The organism is Pseudomonas sp. GW456-L12 (assembly GCF_059424045.1).
The window spans coordinates 25,917-43,206 of the sequence record NZ_JBWKZA010000031.1 but is presented as its reverse complement, the minus strand read 5'-3'; the positions used below and the strand labels follow the sequence as shown (position 1 = coordinate 43,206).

The 17,290-nt window shown below is 62.4% G+C and carries 18 protein-coding genes; 6 read left to right on the top strand and 12 right to left on the bottom strand.

What is annotated here, in order from left to right; genetic code table 11:
• Window positions 1–62: 62 nt before the first annotated feature.
• From AC07Y9_RS27005 to dadA, 5 genes are all read right to left on the bottom strand, one after another.
• Window positions 63–476 (bottom strand): c-type cytochrome, encoded by a 414-nt coding sequence (locus AC07Y9_RS27005; RefSeq protein WP_009046174.1) that lies wholly within the window; start codon window positions 474–476, stop codon window positions 63–65.
• A 183-nt stretch (window positions 477–659) separates the two neighbouring features.
• Entirely contained in the window at window positions 660–1,208 is a 549-nt protein-coding gene (locus AC07Y9_RS27000) for a cupin domain-containing protein (RefSeq protein WP_007932420.1), read from the bottom strand.
• A 128-nt stretch (window positions 1,209–1,336) separates the two neighbouring features.
• The gene (gene alr, locus AC07Y9_RS26995; RefSeq protein WP_102678939.1) at window positions 1,337–2,413 is read right to left on the bottom strand and encodes an alanine racemase; all 1,077 of its coding nucleotides are present in this window, start codon (window positions 2,411–2,413) and stop codon (window positions 1,337–1,339) included.
• Between the two features lie 95 nt (window positions 2,414–2,508).
• Window positions 2,509–2,862, bottom strand: a complete 354-nt coding sequence (locus AC07Y9_RS26990) for a RidA family protein (protein WP_009046176.1) — start codon at window positions 2,860–2,862, stop codon at window positions 2,509–2,511.
• Complete coding sequence (gene dadA / locus AC07Y9_RS26985; RefSeq protein WP_053263273.1) at window positions 2,834–4,135, bottom strand: D-amino acid dehydrogenase; 1,302 nt, start codon at window positions 4,133–4,135, stop codon at window positions 2,834–2,836. Before dadA ends, AC07Y9_RS26990 begins: the two co-directional genes overlap by 29 nt.
• 156 nt (window positions 4,136–4,291) lie before the next feature.
• Here dadA and AC07Y9_RS26980 point away from each other — a divergent pair, with 156 nt between their 5' ends.
• Window positions 4,292–4,780 (top strand): Lrp/AsnC ligand binding domain-containing protein, encoded by a 489-nt coding sequence (locus tag AC07Y9_RS26980; RefSeq protein WP_007932443.1) that lies wholly within the window; start codon window positions 4,292–4,294, stop codon window positions 4,778–4,780.
• A 124-nt stretch (window positions 4,781–4,904) separates the two neighbouring features.
• Here the strand turns inward: AC07Y9_RS26980 and AC07Y9_RS26975 are convergent, their stop codons facing one another.
• A complete protein-coding gene (locus AC07Y9_RS26975; protein ID WP_007932445.1) occupies window positions 4,905–5,258 on the bottom strand; it encodes a YkgJ family cysteine cluster protein in 354 nt (117 codons plus the stop codon).
• A 148-nt stretch (window positions 5,259–5,406) separates the two neighbouring features.
• Here AC07Y9_RS26975 and AC07Y9_RS26970 point away from each other — a divergent pair, with 148 nt between their 5' ends.
• Complete coding sequence (locus AC07Y9_RS26970) at window positions 5,407–6,720, top strand: NAD(P)/FAD-dependent oxidoreductase (protein ID WP_102678940.1); 1,314 nt, start codon at window positions 5,407–5,409, stop codon at window positions 6,718–6,720.
• A 127-nt stretch (window positions 6,721–6,847) separates the two neighbouring features.
• On the opposite strand, the gene AC07Y9_RS26965 is transcribed toward AC07Y9_RS26970, so the two are convergent.
• Window positions 6,848–7,093: a DUF1127 domain-containing protein gene (locus tag AC07Y9_RS26965; protein WP_102678941.1), complete on the bottom strand. Its 246-nt coding sequence runs from the start codon at window positions 7,091–7,093 to the stop codon at window positions 6,848–6,850.
• Between the two features lie 180 nt (window positions 7,094–7,273).
• Here AC07Y9_RS26965 and AC07Y9_RS26960 point away from each other — a divergent pair, with 180 nt between their 5' ends.
• Window positions 7,274–8,704: an aminotransferase-like domain-containing protein gene (locus tag AC07Y9_RS26960; protein ID WP_007921095.1), complete on the top strand. Its 1,431-nt coding sequence runs from the start codon at window positions 7,274–7,276 to the stop codon at window positions 8,702–8,704.
• 90 nt (window positions 8,705–8,794) lie between these two features.
• Window positions 8,795–10,333 carry a phospholipase D family protein gene (locus AC07Y9_RS26955; protein ID WP_371858182.1) on the top strand — a complete coding sequence of 513 codons (1,539 nt, stop codon included), beginning with the start codon at window positions 8,795–8,797 and terminating at the stop codon, window positions 10,331–10,333.
• A 109-nt stretch (window positions 10,334–10,442) separates the two neighbouring features.
• Here the strand turns inward: AC07Y9_RS26955 and AC07Y9_RS26950 are convergent, their stop codons facing one another.
• Together AC07Y9_RS26950 and AC07Y9_RS26945 are read right to left on the bottom strand one after the other, a co-directional pair.
• Window positions 10,443–11,591, bottom strand: a complete 1,149-nt coding sequence (locus tag AC07Y9_RS26950) for an MFS transporter (protein ID WP_102678943.1) — start codon at window positions 11,589–11,591, stop codon at window positions 10,443–10,445.
• 139 nt (window positions 11,592–11,730) lie between these two features.
• Complete coding sequence (locus tag AC07Y9_RS26945; protein ID WP_102678944.1) at window positions 11,731–13,224, bottom strand: aldehyde dehydrogenase; 1,494 nt, start codon at window positions 13,222–13,224, stop codon at window positions 11,731–11,733.
• Between the two features lie 235 nt (window positions 13,225–13,459).
• On the opposite strand from AC07Y9_RS26945, the gene AC07Y9_RS26940 reads away from it, so the two are divergent.
• Entirely contained in the window at window positions 13,460–13,822 is a 363-nt protein-coding gene (locus tag AC07Y9_RS26940) for a cupin domain-containing protein (protein WP_038574716.1), read from the top strand.
• 58 nt (window positions 13,823–13,880) lie between these two features.
• Here AC07Y9_RS26940 and rpmG read toward each other — a convergent pair whose 3' ends face one another.
• Both rpmG and rpmB read right to left on the bottom strand, forming a co-directional pair.
• Window positions 13,881–14,036 (bottom strand): 50S ribosomal protein L33, encoded by a 156-nt coding sequence (gene rpmG, locus AC07Y9_RS26935; RefSeq protein ID WP_003177274.1) that lies wholly within the window; start codon window positions 14,034–14,036, stop codon window positions 13,881–13,883.
• A gap of 11 nt (window positions 14,037–14,047) precedes the next feature.
• The gene (gene rpmB, locus AC07Y9_RS26930) at window positions 14,048–14,281 is read right to left on the bottom strand and encodes a 50S ribosomal protein L28 (RefSeq protein ID WP_007921114.1); all 234 of its coding nucleotides are present in this window, start codon (window positions 14,279–14,281) and stop codon (window positions 14,048–14,050) included.
• 546 nt (window positions 14,282–14,827) lie between these two features.
• Between rpmB and AC07Y9_RS26925 the strand changes: the two genes are divergently transcribed.
• Entirely contained in the window at window positions 14,828–16,414 is a 1,587-nt protein-coding gene (locus AC07Y9_RS26925; RefSeq protein WP_102678945.1) for an ABC transporter substrate-binding protein, read from the top strand.
• 95 nt (window positions 16,415–16,509) lie between these two features.
• Here AC07Y9_RS26925 and radC read toward each other — a convergent pair whose 3' ends face one another.
• Window positions 16,510–17,184, bottom strand: coding sequence for a RadC family protein (gene radC / locus AC07Y9_RS26920; RefSeq protein ID WP_007921116.1), 675 nt, complete (start codon window positions 17,182–17,184; stop codon window positions 16,510–16,512).
• Between the last annotated feature and the right edge of the window lie 106 nt (window positions 17,185–17,290).

The window sequence follows — 17,290 nt, the reverse complement described above, 5'->3', positions numbered from 1 at the left end:
CGGCCGAATCGCAGGCATGAAAAAAGCCGCTCGTGAGCGGCTTTTTTGCGCAAGATCCGTGCTTATTTCAAACCGGACATCTTCTGGATGGCACCTTTGAGCTCTTCATCGGAGCAGTCGGCGCAGGTGCCTTTAGGCGGCATCGCGTTGATACCGGTAATGGCCTTGGCCAGAATGCCGTCGAGGCCACCCTGGTGATCCGCGCGCTCTTTCCAGGCAGCGGCGTCGCCGATTTTCGGCGCGCCCAGCAGGCCGGAGCCGTGGCAAGCATTGCAATGCTTGGCAATCACTTCGTCTGGAGTCTTCGCACCACCGCCACCGGCGGCAACAGCGACTTCCATACCCTTGCATTCCTGACCCTGGACGCAGACCTGGCCAACCGGCTCGAGGCGCTTGGCAATGTCGTCGTTGGTCGCAGCTTGAGCGCTGACAGCCCAGAGGGCCAATACGGTTGCTGGTGCAGCCAGCATTTTCATAATTAGGTTCACGCGTACACCCTCAATGGTGGCTAGTCACGCCCACGGCCACGGTTTCGCGGGCGGGCGCAAGTATAGCGGTTAGCCCGCCACTCTGAAACAACCCTAGATTCAAAGGGGGATTAGAGAGAGGCGAAATGCGGCTTCGGGCACCGCTGCAATCCTTGCAGGACGCCTCTTCTATTAGAAGTTCGCGGGCGTGGCTGCGCTGATTAGTCGCGCGGGTGCATCGAAAGGATTACGGAAACGGTGCGGCTTGGTGCTTTCGAAATAGTAGCTGTCACCGGCTTCGAGCACGAATGTCTCAAGACCCACCACCAGCTCCAGGCGTCCTTCCACGAGAATCCCGGTTTCTTCGCCTTCATGGGTGAGCATCTCTTCACCGGTATCGGCGCCCGGCGGGTAGATCTCGTTGAGAAAAGCGATCGCCCGGCTCGGATGCGCCCGGCCCACCAGCTTCATGGTCACCGCGCCATCGGAAATATCGATCAACTCGTTGGCTTTGTAGACGATCTGGGTGGGTTTTTCCTGAAGGATTTCTTCCGAGAAAAACTCGACCATCGACATGGGAATGCCGCCAAGAACCTTTCTCAGCGAACTGATCGAGGGGCTGACGCTGTTCTTCTCGATCATCGAAATGGTGCTGTTGGTGACGCCCGCGCGCTTGGCGAGTTCACGCTGGGAAAGGCCTTTGAGTTTACGGATGGATTGCAGTCGTTCACCGACGTCCAATGCGGCAGCCTCCTAGGGATCAGGCGTTGTTGTAGTTGAGCGTTATCATGGCGATAGCGTTCAGTATTTACAACACTTGGGCCCCAATCCCAGGGGGCAAGGCGACTTTCGGCAATGCGCTGTGCCGCTCAGTCCCCGGAATAGACGCGTGGCACCCGGCGCAGGTTGCAGAACAGCTGGTAAGGAATGGTATCGGCGGCGGCCGCCAGCTCGCTGGCAAGGATGTTCTTGCCCCACAGCTCGACGGTAGAACCCAGCCCGGCTTCTGGCACGTCGGTCAGGTCGATGCACAGCATGTCCATGGAAACCCGGCCGAGCAGCTGGGTACGCTGCCCCGCCACCAGCACCGGCGCACCGGTCGGCGCATGTCGCGGATAACCGTCGGCGTACCCCATGGCCACCACACCGATCCGCATCGGCCGTGGTGTGACGAATTTGGCGCCGTACCCCACCGGCTCGCCGGCCGGCAGTTCGCGCACGCAGATCACCTTCGACTCCAGGGTCATCACCGGTTGCAGGCGCGCGGCCAGTGGATGCGGTTCTTCGAACGGGGTCGAGCCATACAGCATGATGCCGGGGCGCACCCAGTCGCTGGGGATGTGCGGCCAGCCGAGCACGGCTGGCGAGTTACGCAGGCTGATCTCGGCGGACAAGCCCTGGCGCACCGCCTCGAACACCGCGACCTGCTCGTCGCTGCTGCTGCAGCTGAGCTCGTCGGCGCGGGCGAAATGGCTCATCAATACGATCTTCGCCACCTTGCCGCTGGCCAGCAGTCGCTGATAGGCCGGCTGGTAATCCTTGGGATGCAGGCCGACGCGGTGCATGCCCGAATCCAGCTTGAGCCATATCGTCAGCGGCTTGGCGACGGTGGCCTGCTCGATGGCCTCCAACTGCCACAGCGAATGCACCACGCACCAGAAATCATGTTCGACGATCAGGTCCAGCTCATCGGCCTCGAAAAAACCTTCAAGCAGCAATATCGGCGCGCGAATCCCCGCCGCACGCAGCTCCAAGGCTTCTTCGATACAGGCCACGGCAAAGCCGTCGGCCTCGGCTTCCAGTGCCTGGGCACAGCGCACCGCGCCATGGCCATAGGCATCGGCCTTGATCACCGCGAGCGCACGGGCGCCCGGCGAGGCTTCGCGGGCCAGTTGGTAGTTGTGACGCAGGGCTTGAAGATCGATCAGGGCACGGGCAGGACGCATGGCGGCAGACTTCTAGGCGGTCATGTGGGAAGAAAAAACCGGCGCTGGCGGATGGCGTGAGCCATCCATTAACAGCACCGGGAGAGGGATCTTGCTTAAGGCAGAGCGGCCACGACGGACAGCTCGACCAGGATTTCCGGTTCGCAGAGCTTGGCTTCGACGGTTGCGCGGGCCGGGGCGACGCCTTTTGGCAGCCACTGGTCCCATACGCTGTTCATCCCGGCGAAGTGCGCATCGATGTCCTTCAGGTAGATGGTCACCGACAACAGGCGCGACTTGTCGGTGCCGGCCAGGTCCAGCAAACGCTCGATGTTGGCGAGGGTTTCACGGGTCTGCTGCTCAATCCCCGCGTTCAGGTCGTCGCCGACTTGCCCGGCCAGATACACGGTACCGCTGTGGACGACGATCTGACTCATGCGCTCATTGGTGAGCTGGCGCTGGATTGACATGTTTTGCAGGCTCCTGAGGATTACCGTAACGAGAAATATCGAGACCTTCGGCGCTGATCTGCGGCTTTTTCTTCGCCATCAGATCGGCCAGCAGACGACCGGAACCACAGGCCATGGTCCAGCCAAGCGTGCCATGGCCGGTGTTCAAGAACAGGTTGCGCATGGGCGTGGCGCCAACGATCGGCGTGCCGTCCGGGGTGGTGGGACGCAGGCCGGTCCAGAAACTGGCCTGGGACAGATCACCGCCCTGAGGATAAAGATCGTTGACGATCATCTCCAGCGTTTCGCGCCGACGAGGGTTGAGCGAGAGGTCAAAACCGGCGATTTCAGCCATGCCGCCAACGCGAATACGGTTGTCGAAACGGGTGATCGCCACCTTGTAGGTTTCGTCGAGAATGGTCGAAGTCGGGGCCATGGCCGGGTTGGTGATCGGCACGGTCAGCGAGTAACCCTTGAGCGGATACACCGGGGCCTTGATGCCCAGCGGCTTGAGCAGTTGCGGCGAGTAGCTGCCCAGGGCCAGCACGTAGCGGTCGGCGGTTTCCAGCTTGCCGTCGATCCAGACGCCGTTGATGCGATCGCCGGCGAAGTCCAGGCGCTGGATGTCCTGGTCGAAGCGGAACTCCACACCCAGCTTGGTGCACATTTGCGCCAGGCGCGTGGTGAACATCTGGCAGTCGCCAGTCTGGTCGTTCGGCAGGCGCAGGGCGCCGGCCAGGATGTCGGTCACGCTGGCCAGGGCCGGCTCGACGCGGGCGATGCCCTCGCGGTCCAGCAGTTCGAAAGGCACACCGGATTCCTTGAGCACGGCGATATCCTTGGCCGCGCCATCCAGTTGCGCCTGGGTGCGGAACAGCTGGGTGGTCCCCAGGCTGCGGCCTTCATAGGCGATGCCGGTTTCCGCGCGCAGTTCGTCGAGGCAGTCGCGGCTGTACTCGGACAGGCGGACCATGCGCTCCTTGTTCACCGCGTAGCGGGCAGCGGTGCAGTTGCGCAGCATCTGCGCCATCCACAGGTATTGATCGATGTCGGCAGTAGCCTTGATCGCCAGCGGCGCGTGGCGCTGCAGCAACCACTTGATGGCCTTGAGCGGAACGCCCGGCGCGGCCCAGGGCGAGGCGTAACCCGGCGAAACCTGGCCGGCGTTGGCGAAGCTGGTTTCCATGGCAACGGCCGGCTGACGGTCGACGACGGTCACTTCGAAACCGGCACGGGCCAGATAGTAGGCACTGGTGGTACCGATCACGCCGCTACCCAAGACCAGAACGCGCATTTTCATATCCCTCATCGCGGATAACCGCTGACGTTTGTTATTCAGAGCGAAGATGCGCGCAGTATAAAAAGCAACGGCCAGTGCTTTTCACTATATAAACGCCTATATTTGGCGAGAATTCTCGGCAAAAACCCTTTTCACGGAGGCGCATCCCCTATGCGTACCAACCACCAGACAAAGCGTGAGCTGGACAAGATAGATCGCAATATCCTGCGCATCCTGCAGGCCGATGGGCGCATCTCCTTTACCGAGCTGGGGGAAAAGGTCGGGCTGTCGACCACGCCGTGCACCGAGCGGGTCCGCCGCCTGGAGCGCGAAGGCATCATCATGGGCTACAACGCCCGGCTCAACCCGCAGCACCTCAAGGGTAGCCTGCTGGTGTTCGTCGAAATCAGCCTGGACTACAAGTCCGGCGACACCTTCGAGGAGTTCCGCCGCGCCGTGCTGAAACTGCCGCACGTACTGGAATGCCATCTGGTGTCGGGGGACTTCGACTACCTGGTGAAAGCGCGGATTTCCGAAATGGCCTCGTACCGCAAACTGCTGGGCGACATCCTGCTCAAGCTGCCCCACGTGCGCGAATCCAAGAGCTATATCGTGATGGAAGAGGTGAAAGAGAGCCTGAGCCTGCCGATTCCGGATTGATTGCAACGAGCCGGGACCAGTGTTGTCAGGGTAATCGCTATCGCGGGCAATCGAGCGTCGACCGGCCGCTCCTACGGGACCGGTGCAACCTGTAGGAGCGAGGCTTGCCCGCGATGGCTTTGGATCAGACCAGCACCTGCCGGGTGCTCGCCATGTATTCATGGATCTGCTTCTCCACCCGCGGGTGGATCAGCTCCACCGGGCGCCGGCCATTGGGGCATGGCAGGCTCGGCGTGGTGCCGAACAGGCGACAGATCAGCGGCCGCTCGTCATACACCGTGCAACCATTGGGCCCCAGGTGCACACAGTTCAGCTCTTCCATCGCCGCGTCCTGCTCGGCCCGGGTCTTGCGCGGCAGGCGCGACATCTCTTCGGTCGAAGTAGTGACCGGACCACAGCAGTCGTGACAGCCGGGCACGCACTCGAAAGAGGGGATCTGCTGTCGGAGCGTGCGGATTTTCTGGCTGTTGCAGCTCATCGAAGCGTTTACCGGGAGTCTGGAGAGGCCGCGATTTTGCCCTAAAAGCCTTGTGGCAGACAGCACTGGCCGACCAATGTTGCCGCGCCGGAAAGGTCCGGCTTATGCTCCGTCAAATTTTCCAAACACACGAATCAGGATGATCCACATGAACACCCGTGTTCAGCCGTCGGGGCCAGGCCATTCGCACCCCGCCTCCTACTACGCCGCCAGCAGCCTGCCCCAGCCCGATTATCCGGCGCTGGCCGGCGAGCATCAGGCGGACGTATGCGTGGTCGGCGGCGGCTTCTCCGGGCTCAACACCGCGATCGAGCTGGCCGAGCGCGGGCTCAGCGTCATTCTGCTGGAAGCGCGCAAGATCGGCTGGGGTGCCAGCGGGCGCAACGGCGGGCAACTGATTCGCGGAGTGGGTCACGGCCTCGAGCAGTTCGCCCCAGTCATCGGCGAAGACGGCGTACGCCAGATGAAACTGATGGGCCTGGAAGCGGTGGAAATCGTCCGCCAGCGTATCGAGCGTTTCCAGATTCCCTGCGACCTGACCTGGGGTTATTGCGACCTGGCCAATAAACCGCGCGACCTCGAAGGTTTCGCCGAAGACGCCCAAGAGCTGCGCGACCTGGGCTATCGCCATGCAACCCGCCTGCTGCAAGCCAACGAGATGCACAGCGTGGTGGGTTCCGACCGTTACGTCGGCGGCCTGATCGACATGGGCTCGGGGCACCTGCACCCGCTGAACCTGGCCCTGGGCGAAGCCGCGGTCGCGCAGCAACTGGGCGTGCGCCTGTTCGAACACTCGGCCGTGACCCGCATCGATTACGGGCCGCAGGTCAAGGTCCATACCGCCCAGGGCTCGGTGCGCGCCAGCACCCTGGTGTTGGGCTGCAACGCCTACCTCAACGATCTCAACCCGCAACTGGGTGGCAAGGTGCTGCCCGCCGGCAGTTACATCATCGCCACCGAACCCTTGAGCGAAGAGCTGGCCCACGCCCTGTTGCCGCAGAACATGGCGGTCTGCGACCAGCGGGTGGCCCTGGACTATTACCGCCTTTCGGCCGACCGGCGCTTGCTGTTCGGCGGCGCCTGCCACTATTCCGGCCGCGACCCGCGGGACATTACCGCTTATATGCGGCCGAAGATGCTGCAGGTGTTCCCGCAACTGGCGGCGGTGAAGATCGACTATCAATGGGGCGGCATGATCGGCATCGGCGCCAACCGCCTGCCGCAGATCGGCCGTCTAAAAGACCAGCCCAATGTGTATTACGCCCAGGCCTACTCGGGCCACGGCGTGAATGCCACGCACCTGGCCGGCAAGTTGCTGGCCGAAGCCATCAGCGGCCAGCAGGGCGGTGGTTTCGACCTGTTCGCCCAGGTCCCGCACATCACCTTCCCGGGCGGCAAGCACCTGCGTTCGCCGCTGCTGGCACTGGGGATGCTCTGGCATCGGTTGAAAGAACTGGTCTGAAGGCATTTGTAGCCACCGCACGACAGGCATGAAAAAGGCCGCATCCGGGGAAATCGGATGCGGCCTTTTGCGGTCGCTGCGCAACCGATCGCAGGCTGCGCCAGCGGCTACCGATCAGCGAGGGCCTTCAAAGCCGCCAGAATGGCTTGAGCCCTTCCTGCCGCGCCTGTTCGCGACTCAGGCCGATATCGCACAACTGTTCGGTGGTCAGCTCAAGCAGTGCCTTGCGTGTACGCAGTCGATGCCAGTACAGGCCCCAGAGACCGAGGCCGGACGGCGCATTGTGGACGGATGTCGCCCCTGCTGCCCGCTCCTGCCCAGCCGCCAGTTCCTGACTGTGTAACGACAGACGCACATCGCTCAAGCCGTTCATTTTTGCTGCTCCTGTTTACTTGGGTCGCTATGAGCAGACATCATGCGCGGGAGCCAAAAACCATTACAGATTCAAAGTACCGCTATTATCTCCATACAGAATTTCCCCTATCCGGGCTGAATCCTGTAATTTTGCGCCATCTGTACTGGTTACCCGATTCAATCACCCCGAGGCTGCGCCATGACCCTGTATGTCAATCTCGCCGAACTGCTGGGCACACGTATCGAACAAGGCTTCTATCGCCCCGGCGACCGACTGCCGTCGGTACGGGCCTTGAGTGTCGAACACGGGGTCAGCCTGAGTACCGTGCAGCAGGCTTATCGGGTGCTGGAAGACAGCGGCCTGGCGACGCCCAAGCCCAAGTCCGGCTACTTCGTGCCGGTCAGCCGTGAGCTGCCGGCACTGCCCGCGGTGGGTCGCCCGGCGCAGCGGCCGGTGGAGATTTCGCAGTGGGACCAGGTGCTGGAACTGATCCGCAGCGTGCCGCGCAAGGATATCGTCCAGCTGGGTCGCGGCATGCCCGACGTCACCAGCCCGACCCTCAAGCCCCTGCTGCGCGGGCTCGCCCGCATCAGCCGGCGCCAGGACATGCCCGGTCTGTATTACGACACCATCTACGGCGTGCACGAACTGCGTGAACAGCTGGCACGGCTGATGCTCGATTCCGGTTGCCAGCTCGGCGCCAACGACCTGGTGATCACCACCGGCTGCCATGAAGCCTTGTCCACCAGCATCCGTGCCACCTGCGAGCCCGGGGATATCGTCGCCGTCGACTCGCCGAGCTTCCATGGCGCCATGCAGACCCTCAAGGGCCTGGGCATGAAGGCCCTGGAAATCCCCACCGACCCACTCACCGGCATCAGCCTCGACGCCCTGGAACTGGCCCTGGAGCAATGGCCGATCAAGGCCATACAGTTGACCCCCAACTGCAACAACCCGCTGGGCTATATCATGCCGGAGTCGCGCAAGCGGGCCCTGCTGACCCTGGCCCAGCGCTTCGATGTGGCGATCATCGAAGACGATGTGTATGGCGAGCTGTCCTACACCTACCCGCGCCCGCGGACCATCAAGTCATTCGACGACGATGGCCGGGTGCTGCTGTGCAGTTCCTTTTCCAAGACCCTGGCGCCGGGCCTGCGCATCGGCTGGGTCGCCCCCGGGCGCTATCTGGAACGAGTACTGCACATGAAATACATCAGCACCGGCTCCACCGCGCCGCAGCCGCAGATCGCCATCGCCGAGTTCCTCAAGAGCGGCAATTTCGAGCCGCACCTGCGGCGCATGCGCACCCAGTACCAGCGCAATCGCGACCTGATGATCGACTGGGTCAGCCGCTATTTCCCCACCGGTACCCGCGCCAGCCGGCCGCAGGGCGGGTTCATGCTGTGGGTCGAACTGCCGGAAGGTTTCGATACCCTGCGCCTGAACCGCGCGCTGCTCGGCCAGGGCGTGCAGATTGCCGTGGGCAGCATCTTTTCGGCCTCGGGCAAGTACCGCAACTGCCTGCGGATGAACTACGCTGCCAAGCCAACGGCACAGATCGAGGAAGCCGTGCGCAAAGTCGGCGCAGCCGCCATCAAGCTGCTGGCTGAAGATTGCGCAACAGACTGACCTTTTCCTGTGAAACCGGCGTCACAGCTAGACCATCGCAGCGATTCGAGATGAGCTGACTTGAGATCCAGACAGGCCCTGGCCTTCCTTATGCTGATCGCGCTGTGCCTGAGCGGCTGCGTCAGCCTCGATGTGCCTCACGAGCCCAGCCAGGCACTGCCGGCCACCGACTCGGCCTTCGGTCGCTCGATCCAGGCCCAGGCCGCCCCCTATCAGGGACGCTCGGGCTTTCGCCTGCTGTCCGACAGCAGCGAAGCCTTCATGGCCCGCGCCGAGCTGATCCGCAACGCCCAAAGCAGCCTCGACCTGCAGTACTACATCGTCCATGACGGCATCAGCACCCGGATGCTGGTGGACGAACTGCTCAAGGCCGCCGACCGCGGCGTGCGCATCCGCATTCTGCTGGACGACACCACCAGCGACGGCCTGGACCAGATCATGGCCACCCTCGCCGCCCATCCGCGGATACAGATCCGCCTGTTCAACCCCCTGCACCTGGGGCGCAGCACTGGCGTGACCCGTACCATGGGTCGTCTGTTCAACCTGTCGCTGCAACATCGACGCATGCACAACAAGCTGTGGCTGGCGGACAACAGCGCGGCCATCGTTGGCGGGCGCAACCTGGGGGACGAGTACTTCGACGCCGAACCCAACCTGAACTTCACCGACATCGACATCCTCGGTTTCGGCCCGGTGGCCGAACAGCTCGGGCACAGCTTCGACCAGTACTGGAACAGCGCCCTGAGCAAACCCATCGGCGAGTTTCTGTCGCGCCTGCCATCGGCCAGGGAGCTGGCCAACACCCGGCTGCGCCTGCAGCAATCGCTGGACGACGCCCAGCAGCAGGAGCATGCCCTGTTCCAGGAACTCAAGGCCTATCGGAGCCAGCCACGCATGAACGTCTGGCGCAAAGAGCTGATCTGGGCCTGGAACCAGGCGCTGTGGGATGCCCCGAGCAAGGTCCTGTCCAACGGCGAGCCCGACCCGCACCTGCTGTTGACCACCCAGCTGGCGCCGGAGCTACAGAGCGTCAGTAAAGAGTTGATGATGGTTTCGGCCTATTTCGTCCCCGGCCAGCCAGGCCTGGTCTACCTCACCGGACGTGCCGACGCCGGGGTTGCGGTGAGCCTGCTGACCAACTCCCTGGAAGCCACCGACGTGCCGGCGGTCCACGGCGGCTACGCGCCGTATCGCAAGGCGCTGCTGCAACACGGCGTGAAACTCTATGAACTGAGACGCCAACCCGGTAACGGCGGCGGCAGCGGTCCTCATCTGTTCCATAGCGCGTCGTATCCCGGCTCGGACTCCAGCCTGCACAGCAAGGCGATGATTTTCGACCGCCAGAAATCCTTTATCGGCTCCTTCAATTTCGACCCGCGCTCGGTGCTGTGGAACACCGAAGTCGGGGTGCTGGTGGACAGCCCTGAGCTGGCCGAACGCGTTCGCGGCCTGGCGCTGCAAGGCATGGCGCCGGCCCTGAGCTACGAGGCGAAGCTGCAGGACGGCAAGCTGGTCTGGGTCACCGAAGACAACCAGCAACTGCACACCCTGACCCGCGAGCCGGGCAGTTGGTGGCGGCGCTTCAATGCCTGGATGAGCAATACCATCGGCCTCGAACGGATGCTCTGACCTTCCTTTGTAGGAGCGAGCTTGCTCGCGATGACATCCTTCCTGACACATCGTGGTGCCTGAACGAACGCTATCGCGAGCAAGCTCGCTCCTACAGCGGGTATGGGGATTACAGGGTTTGTGGCTGGGCCGCGCCAAACGCGCCTTCGCGCAACAACAGCACAATCAGCCCCAGGGCCCCGGCCGCCATCAGCAACAGCAAGGCATGCCCGCTGACCCACTGGCTGCCCGCCCCCGCCACCAGCGGCCCGATCAGGCAGCCGATGCCCCACAGCTGGGCGACGTGGGCATTGGCGCGCACCAGCGCATCGTCGCGGTAACGCTCGCCGATCAGGATCAGCGACAAGGTGAACAGGCCACCGGCGCTGGCGCCGAACAGCACCCACAGCGGCCAGATCAGCAGGGTGTCGAGCAGCAACGGAATGGCCAGGCTCGACAGCAGCAGGATTACCGCGCAGCCGGCGAGCAAGGCGCGCCGCGATACGCGATCGGCCAGGGCGCCGATGGGCAGTTGCAACAAGGCATCGCCCACCACCACGGTGCTGACCATCGCCAGGGCGATGTCCTCGGTAAACCCCTGGCGCAGGCAATAGACCGGCAACAGGGTCAGGATCATCGCCTCGAACGCGGCGAACAGCGCCACCGCCCAGCCAATGGCCGGCAGGCCACGACAGAACCGCCATAGGTCACCGAAAGTCACGCTGCAGGACTCGCTGCTCGGCGCGCCGCTGCGGCCCATCAGCAACAGAGGCGACACCACCAGCAGCACGACGCCCACCCAGAAACCGTAGTCATGCCCGGTGCCCAAGGCGCCCAGCAGCAGCGGGCCAGCCAATTGGCTCAAGGCATAGCTACTGCCATACAGCGCCACCAGGCGACCGCGCCATTGCTCCACCACCAACTGGTTGATCCAGCTTTCGCCGAGGATGAAGACGATGGTCAGCACCACGCCGATCATCAGCCGCAGCACCAGCCACAGGGGATAACTCGGCAACAGCGCCAGCAGGCCGATGGAGATCGCCCCGCCCCACAGGCACAGGCGCATCAGCCCCGCCGTGCCAAAGCGCGCCGCCAGGCGGCTGGAAACCTTCGCCCCGAGCAAGACGCCAATCGCCGGCATCGAGGCCATCACGCCGATTGCAAAGGGCCCATACCCCCAGCTCTCCAGGCGGAACGACACCAGCGGCATGCTCACGCCCAAGGCCAGCCCCACACTCAGGACAGCCGCCAAAACGGCGAAATAAGTTGCCCAGCGCATTTCCACGCTCCTGTGGATTTTTTTAATACAGAGACAACGCAGCCGGACCTCCCTTGCGGAAAGTCCGGCTGCGATATGGATCGGCTAACGGTGCGCGGGATGGCGTCTGTTCAGACGCCCGGCATCCGCGTCCCTTGAATTACAGCTTGATCCAGGTCGCCTTCAGTTCGGTGTACTTGTCGAACGCATGCAGCGACTTGTCGCGACCGTTGCCCGATTGCTTGAAGCCGCCGAACGGCGCGGTCATGTCGCCGCCGTCATACTGATTGACCCAGACACTGCCGGCCCGCAGCGCCTTGGCGGTCAGGTGAGCCTTGGAGATATTGGCCGTCCATACCGCCGCGGCCAGGCCATAAGGCGTGTCGTTGGCAATCTGGATGGCTTCTTCCACGGTGTCGAAGGCGATGACCGAGAGCACCGGGCCAAAGATCTCTTCCTGGGCGATTTTCATTGCGTTGCTGACGCCATCGAAGATGGTCGGCTCAACGTAGGTCCCGCCGGTTTCCTGCAAGGTGCGCTTGCCGCCCACCACCAGCTTCGCGCCGTCGGCATGACCGGACTCGATGTACGACAGCACGGTATTCATCTGCTGGGTATCCACCAGCGCGCCGACGTTGGTGGCCGGGTCCAGCGGGTTGCCCGGTTTCCAGGCCTTGAGGGCCTCGATCACCAGCGGCAGGAATTTATCCTTGATCGAACGCTCCACCAGCAGGCGCGAACCGGCGGTGCAGACTTCGCCCTGGTTGAAGGCAATGGCGCTGGCCGCGGACTCGGCCGCGGCCTGCAGGTCCGGGGCATCGGCGAACACGATGTTCGGGCTCTTGCCGCCCGCCTCCAGCCAGACGCGCTTCATGTTCGACTCGCCGGAGTAGACCATCAACTGCTTGGCGATCTTGGTCGAACCGGTGAACACCAGGGTATCGACGTCCATGTGCAGGGCCAGGGCCTTGCCCACGGTGTGGCCATAACCTGGCAGCACATTGAGCACGCCGGCCGGGATCCCGGCTTCGACGGCCAGCGCGGCGATGCGGATAGCGGTCAGCGGCGATTTTTCCGACGGTTTGAGGATCACCGAGTTACCGGTGGACAGCGCCGGACCGAGTTTCCAGCAGGCCATCATCAACGGGAAGTTCCACGGCACGATGGCGCCGACCACACCCACCGGCTCGCGAGTCACCAGGCCCAGTTGGTCGTGGGGCGTGGCGGCGACTTCGTCGTAGATCTTGTCGATGGCTTCGCCGCTCCAGCTCAGCGCTTGCGCCGCGCCAGGAACGTCGATACCCAGCGAGTCGCTGATCGGCTTGCCCATGTCCAGGGTTTCGAGCAGGGCCAGTTCTTCGGCATGCTGCTTCAGCAGGCCGGCAAAACGAATCATGGTGGCTTTGCGCTTGGCCGGCGCCAGGCGCGACCAGACACCGGAATTGAAAGTGGAGCGGGCGTTTTCCACCGCGCGTTGTGCGTCGGCGGCGTCACAGCTGGCAATACTGGCCAGCAGACGGCCATCGACCGGGCTGATGCATTCGAAGGTTTCGTTGGAAACGGCGGCGGTGTATTCGCCATTGATGTAGGCGCGGCCTTCGATTTTCAGCTCGCGGGCGCGTTGTTCCCAATCGGCTCGAGTCAGGGTGGTCATGCGAGTGTCCTCCTCTTGTTGGATACAGGCGCCACGCGATCGATGCCGGCACCTTCAGGAATTCTGCCCGGTCAGCCTGCTTCGGCCCATGGCATTCGCCACCCTAAACCAGCGGCACCCGAAGTTTCAATATATTTGACAGAGGCCAGGCAAACGCCATTGCTATGTTCATTTTAATAAACATAGACTTCGGGCTTTCCAGCCATTCGCAGCGCAATCAGGGGGGAATACCAGCATGAGCATCCAGGACATCGTCGACTTCAATCAGGCCAACACTGCGCCCGAGCGGTATCGCCCCGCCCAGGAAAAAGTCCTCAAGGGCGACCCTGAGCAAACCGTGTTCAACCACTACAACAGTCCGTGCGGCCAGATGAACGCCGGGGTATGGGAAGGCGCGATCGGCCAGTGGACGGTGAACTACACCGAGCACGAGTACTGCGAGATCGTGCAGGGGGTTTCGGTCCTGCGTGACGGCGAAGGCAATGCCAAGACCTTGCGCGCCGGTGATCGCTTCGTCATTCCCGCAGGCTTTCGCGGCACCTGGGAGGTGCTGGAACCGTGCCGCAAGATCTATGTGATCTTCGAACCGAAAGCCTGAATCGCAGGCACAAAAAAACCCGCTTGAAGGCGGGTTTTTTTGTCAGAAGAAAAATCAATTACTTGATTTTGCCTTCCTTGTAGATCACGTGCTTACGAACAACCGGATCATATTTCTTGATCTCGATTTTGTCCGGAGTAGTGCGCTTGTTCTTGTCGGTAGTGTAGAAGTGACCAGTACCGGCGCTCGAAATCAAACGAATCAATTCACGCATGATTAGCTCCCTTAAACCTTGCCATCGCGACGAAGTTCGGCCAGCACGACATCAATGCCACGCTTGTCGATGATACGCATGCCTTTGGCAGATACGCGCAGACGCACAAAACGTTTCTCGGACTCAACCCAGAAGCGGTGATGCTGCAGGTTCGGCAGGAAACGACGACGGGTTTTGTTGTTTGCGTGGGAAATGTTATTCCCAGTCACCGGACCCTTACCGGTAACTTGACAGACTCTCGACATGCCTCAGCCCTCTAAAACCACATGCCCAACCCGGCATGGGTTGGCCGCTTAATCTCTCAGTCATTTGGCGCCAGGCGCCGCGTTTCTTTAGGGTCTTACCGGCTACACCTACAAGCGAAGGAACCGGGCCCCTAGAAAAGAGCGCTGCTTTATACCAGAAAGACCCCGTAGCAACAACAGCCGGTGTGCTTTGGATTTCGAAAAGTCCCTGTTTTCTTGCTCCGGATGCCTGCACCAAAGGCTGGCGCCATGGCTGACCGCTCGTCGCAGAATAAATTCTGCGTGGGTGAAACAAGCGGCAAAATCACCATGCACAGCCGCCGCACCGCTCGTTCCACGTCAATATATGGAAAAAACCTCTGTCAATTTATGCCTAATGTGGCCATGACTGCCGGCCGCCAACAGGCTCGACGCTGCAATAAATGCCAAGGTATCCGGCCCACGAGCGAAAAAAGGGGATAGTCATTTTTCAACGGGGCCACTAGGGTAAGCCTTTTTCCAGACTGCACTCGCAGATGGGCCTTCGATCTGCAAAGGAAGCCAAACATGCGCCTCGCTGCCCTCCCGCTCCTGTTCGCCCCTCTTCTTCTGAGCCCGCTGGCCCACGCCGCCGCATTAAGCGTGTGCACCGAGGCCAGCCCGGAAGGTTTCGACGTAGTGCAGTACAACTCGCTGACCACCACCAACGCCTCGGCCGACGTGCTGATGAATCGCCTGGTGGAGTTCGACGCCAGCAGCGGCAAGGTGGTACCGAGCCTGGCCGACAGCTGGGAAGTCTCGGCCGACGGCCTGACCTATGTGTTCAAGCTGCACCCGAAAGTGAAGTTTCATCGCACCGCGTATTTCAATCCGAGCCGCGAGCTGACCGCCGAAGACGTGAAGTTCAGCTTCGACCGCATGCTCGACCCGGCCAACCCCTGGCATAAAGTGGCGCAGAGCGGCTATCCCCATGCCCAGTCGCTACAGCTGCCGGCGCTGATCAAGAAGATCGACGCCCTGGATCCGCTGACCCTGCGCTTCACCCTCGACCACGCCGACTCGACCTTCCTCGCCACCCTGAGCATGGGGTTTGCGTCGATCTACTCCGCCGAATACGCCGACCAGTTGCTCAAGGCCGGCACCCAGGACAAGCTCAACAGCCAACCGATCGGCACCGGCCCCTTCGTGTTCGGCCGTTTCCAGAAGGACGCATCGATCCGCTACAAGGCCAACCCCGACTATTTTGCCGGCAAGCCGGCGGTGGACTCGCTGATCTTCGCCATCACCCCGGACGCCAACGTGCGCCTGCAGAAGCTGCGCCGCAACGAATGCCAGATCGCCCTGTCGCCCAAGCCGCTGGACGTGACCGCCGCACTTGAGGAGCCTGCGCTCAAGGTCGAGAAAACCGCGGCCTTCATGACCGCGTTCGTCGCCATCAACAGCCAGCACCCACCGCTGGACAAACCTGAAGTGCGCCAAGCCATCAACCTCGCCTTCGACAAGGCCAACTACCTGAAAGCGGTCTTCGAAAATACCGCCGAACCCGCCAATGGCCCCTTCCCGCCCAACACCTGGAGCTACGCCAAGGAGTTGCCGGGTTACGCCCATGATCCGGCGAAGGCCCGCCAATTGCTGGCCAAGGCCGGCCTGAAAGACGGCTTCCAGACCACGATCTGGACCCGCCCCTCCGGTAGCTTGCTGAACCCCAACCCGAGCCTGGGCGCGCAACAGCTGCAAGCAGATTTGGCGGAAGTCGGGATCCAGGCGGAGATCCGCGTGATCGAATGGGGCGAACTGATCCGTCGGGCCAAGGCCGGCGAGCACGACCTGCTGTTCATGGGCTGGGCCGGCGACAACGGCGATCCGGATAACTTCCTCACCCCGCAGTTCACCTGCGCGGCGGTGAAGTCCGGGACCAACTTCGCCCGCTATTGCGACCCCGGCCTGGACAAGCTGATCACCGCCGGCAAGACCACCACCGAGCAGGGCGTGCGCAGCAAGCTTTACCAGCAGGCGCAAACCCAGATCCAGCAGCAGGCCCTGTGGCTACCGCTTGCCCACCCGACCGCCTTCGCCCTGACGCGCAAGGATGTCCATGGGTATCAGGTCAGCCCGTTCGGTCGCCAGGACTACTCGAAGGTCAGCTTCAGATAAGCAGCGGCAAGCGGCGAGCTACAAGCTGCAAGTTCAGAGCAGTCCTCGTACCGCTTTAACTTGCAGCTTGCCGCTTGAAGCTTGTCGCTGCTTCTCTACATCCAGCCGTACTCGGCCATCGACAGCGGCTCGCCCTCGCCGACGATGAAATGGTCGAGTACGCGCACATCCACCAGGTCCAGCGCCTCCGTGAGCCTGCGGGTCAGCACCCGATCCGCCTGGCTCGGCTCGGAAACGCCCGAAGGATGGTTGTGGCACAGGATTAGCGCGGCCGCGTTGTGCGCCAGGGCACGCTTGACCACTTGCCGCGGATAGACGCTGGTGGTGTTGATGGAACCCTGGAACAACGCCTCGAACGCCAGCACCCGGTGCTTGGAGTCGAGAAACAGGCAACCGAAGACCTCATGCGGTTCATGGCGCAACATCGCCTTGAGGTAGTCGCGGACCGCCACCGGGCTTTCCAGCACCGAATTGCGACTGAGTTTTTCCGCCAGATGCCGGCGCGCCATTTCCAGCACCGCCTGCAATTGCGCGAACTTGGCCGGGCCCAGGCCAAGCTGCCGACTGAAGGTCAATTGGTCCGCCTCGAGCAGACCACGCAGGCTGCCAAACTGATGCAACAGGTGTCGCGCCAGGTCGACCGCGCTTTTTCCGGCGACCCCGGTGCGCAGGAAAATCGCCAGCAATTCAGCGTCGGAAAGGGCCAGCGCGCCCTGCTCGAGAAGCTTCTCCCGCGGGCGCTCCGCCGCAGGCCAGTCGCGAATGCTCATAGCACCTCCATGTGTGTGGGCGCCGCTGTTCCATAGCGGTCGCTGTGCTATCTTAGCCCATCTTTTTGCGTGGAATTTCCCCTGGGGAGGGGGTGTTACACGCAGC

Bases quoted from the DNA above. Each gene is read 5' to 3' on its own strand.
- AC07Y9_RS26940 (WP_038574716.1), top strand. From the start codon at position 13,460: ATGAGCATCCAGGACATCGTCGACTTCAATCAGGCCAACACTGCGCCC.
- AC07Y9_RS26925 (WP_102678945.1), top strand. From the start codon at position 14,828: ATGCGCCTCGCTGCCCTCCCGCTCCTGTTCGCCCCTCTTCTTCTGAGC.
- dadA (WP_053263273.1), bottom strand. From the start codon at position 4,135: ATGCGCGTTCTGGTCTTGGGTAGCGGCGTGATCGGTACCACCAGTGCC.
- AC07Y9_RS26950 (WP_102678943.1), bottom strand. From the start codon at position 11,591: ATGCGCTGGGCAACTTATTTCGCCGTTTTGGCGGCTGTCCTGAGTGTG.
- AC07Y9_RS26955 (WP_371858182.1), top strand. From the start codon at position 8,795: ATGCTGATCGCGCTGTGCCTGAGCGGCTGCGTCAGCCTCGATGTGCCT.
- AC07Y9_RS26990 (WP_009046176.1), bottom strand. From the start codon at position 2,862: ATGTCAATCCAGCGCCAGCTCACCAATGAGCGCATGAGTCAGATCGTC.
- AC07Y9_RS26970 (WP_102678940.1), top strand. From the start codon at position 5,407: ATGAACACCCGTGTTCAGCCGTCGGGGCCAGGCCATTCGCACCCCGCC.
- rpmG (WP_003177274.1), bottom strand. From the start codon at position 14,036: ATGCGTGAATTGATTCGTTTGATTTCGAGCGCCGGTACTGGTCACTTC.
- radC (WP_007921116.1), bottom strand. From the start codon at position 17,184: ATGAGCATTCGCGACTGGCCTGCGGCGGAGCGCCCGCGGGAGAAGCTT.
- alr (WP_102678939.1), bottom strand. From the start codon at position 2,413: ATGCGTCCTGCCCGTGCCCTGATCGATCTTCAAGCCCTGCGTCACAAC.
- AC07Y9_RS26965 (WP_102678941.1), bottom strand. From the start codon at position 7,093: ATGAACGGCTTGAGCGATGTGCGTCTGTCGTTACACAGTCAGGAACTG.
- AC07Y9_RS26980 (WP_007932443.1), top strand. From the start codon at position 4,292: ATGCGTACCAACCACCAGACAAAGCGTGAGCTGGACAAGATAGATCGC.
- rpmB (WP_007921114.1), bottom strand. From the start codon at position 14,281: ATGTCGAGAGTCTGTCAAGTTACCGGTAAGGGTCCGGTGACTGGGAAT.
- AC07Y9_RS26975 (WP_007932445.1), bottom strand. From the start codon at position 5,258: ATGAGCTGCAACAGCCAGAAAATCCGCACGCTCCGACAGCAGATCCCC.
- AC07Y9_RS27005 (WP_009046174.1), bottom strand. From the start codon at position 476: ATGAAAATGCTGGCTGCACCAGCAACCGTATTGGCCCTCTGGGCTGTC.
- AC07Y9_RS26960 (WP_007921095.1), top strand. From the start codon at position 7,274: ATGACCCTGTATGTCAATCTCGCCGAACTGCTGGGCACACGTATCGAA.
- AC07Y9_RS26945 (WP_102678944.1), bottom strand. From the start codon at position 13,224: ATGACCACCCTGACTCGAGCCGATTGGGAACAACGCGCCCGCGAGCTG.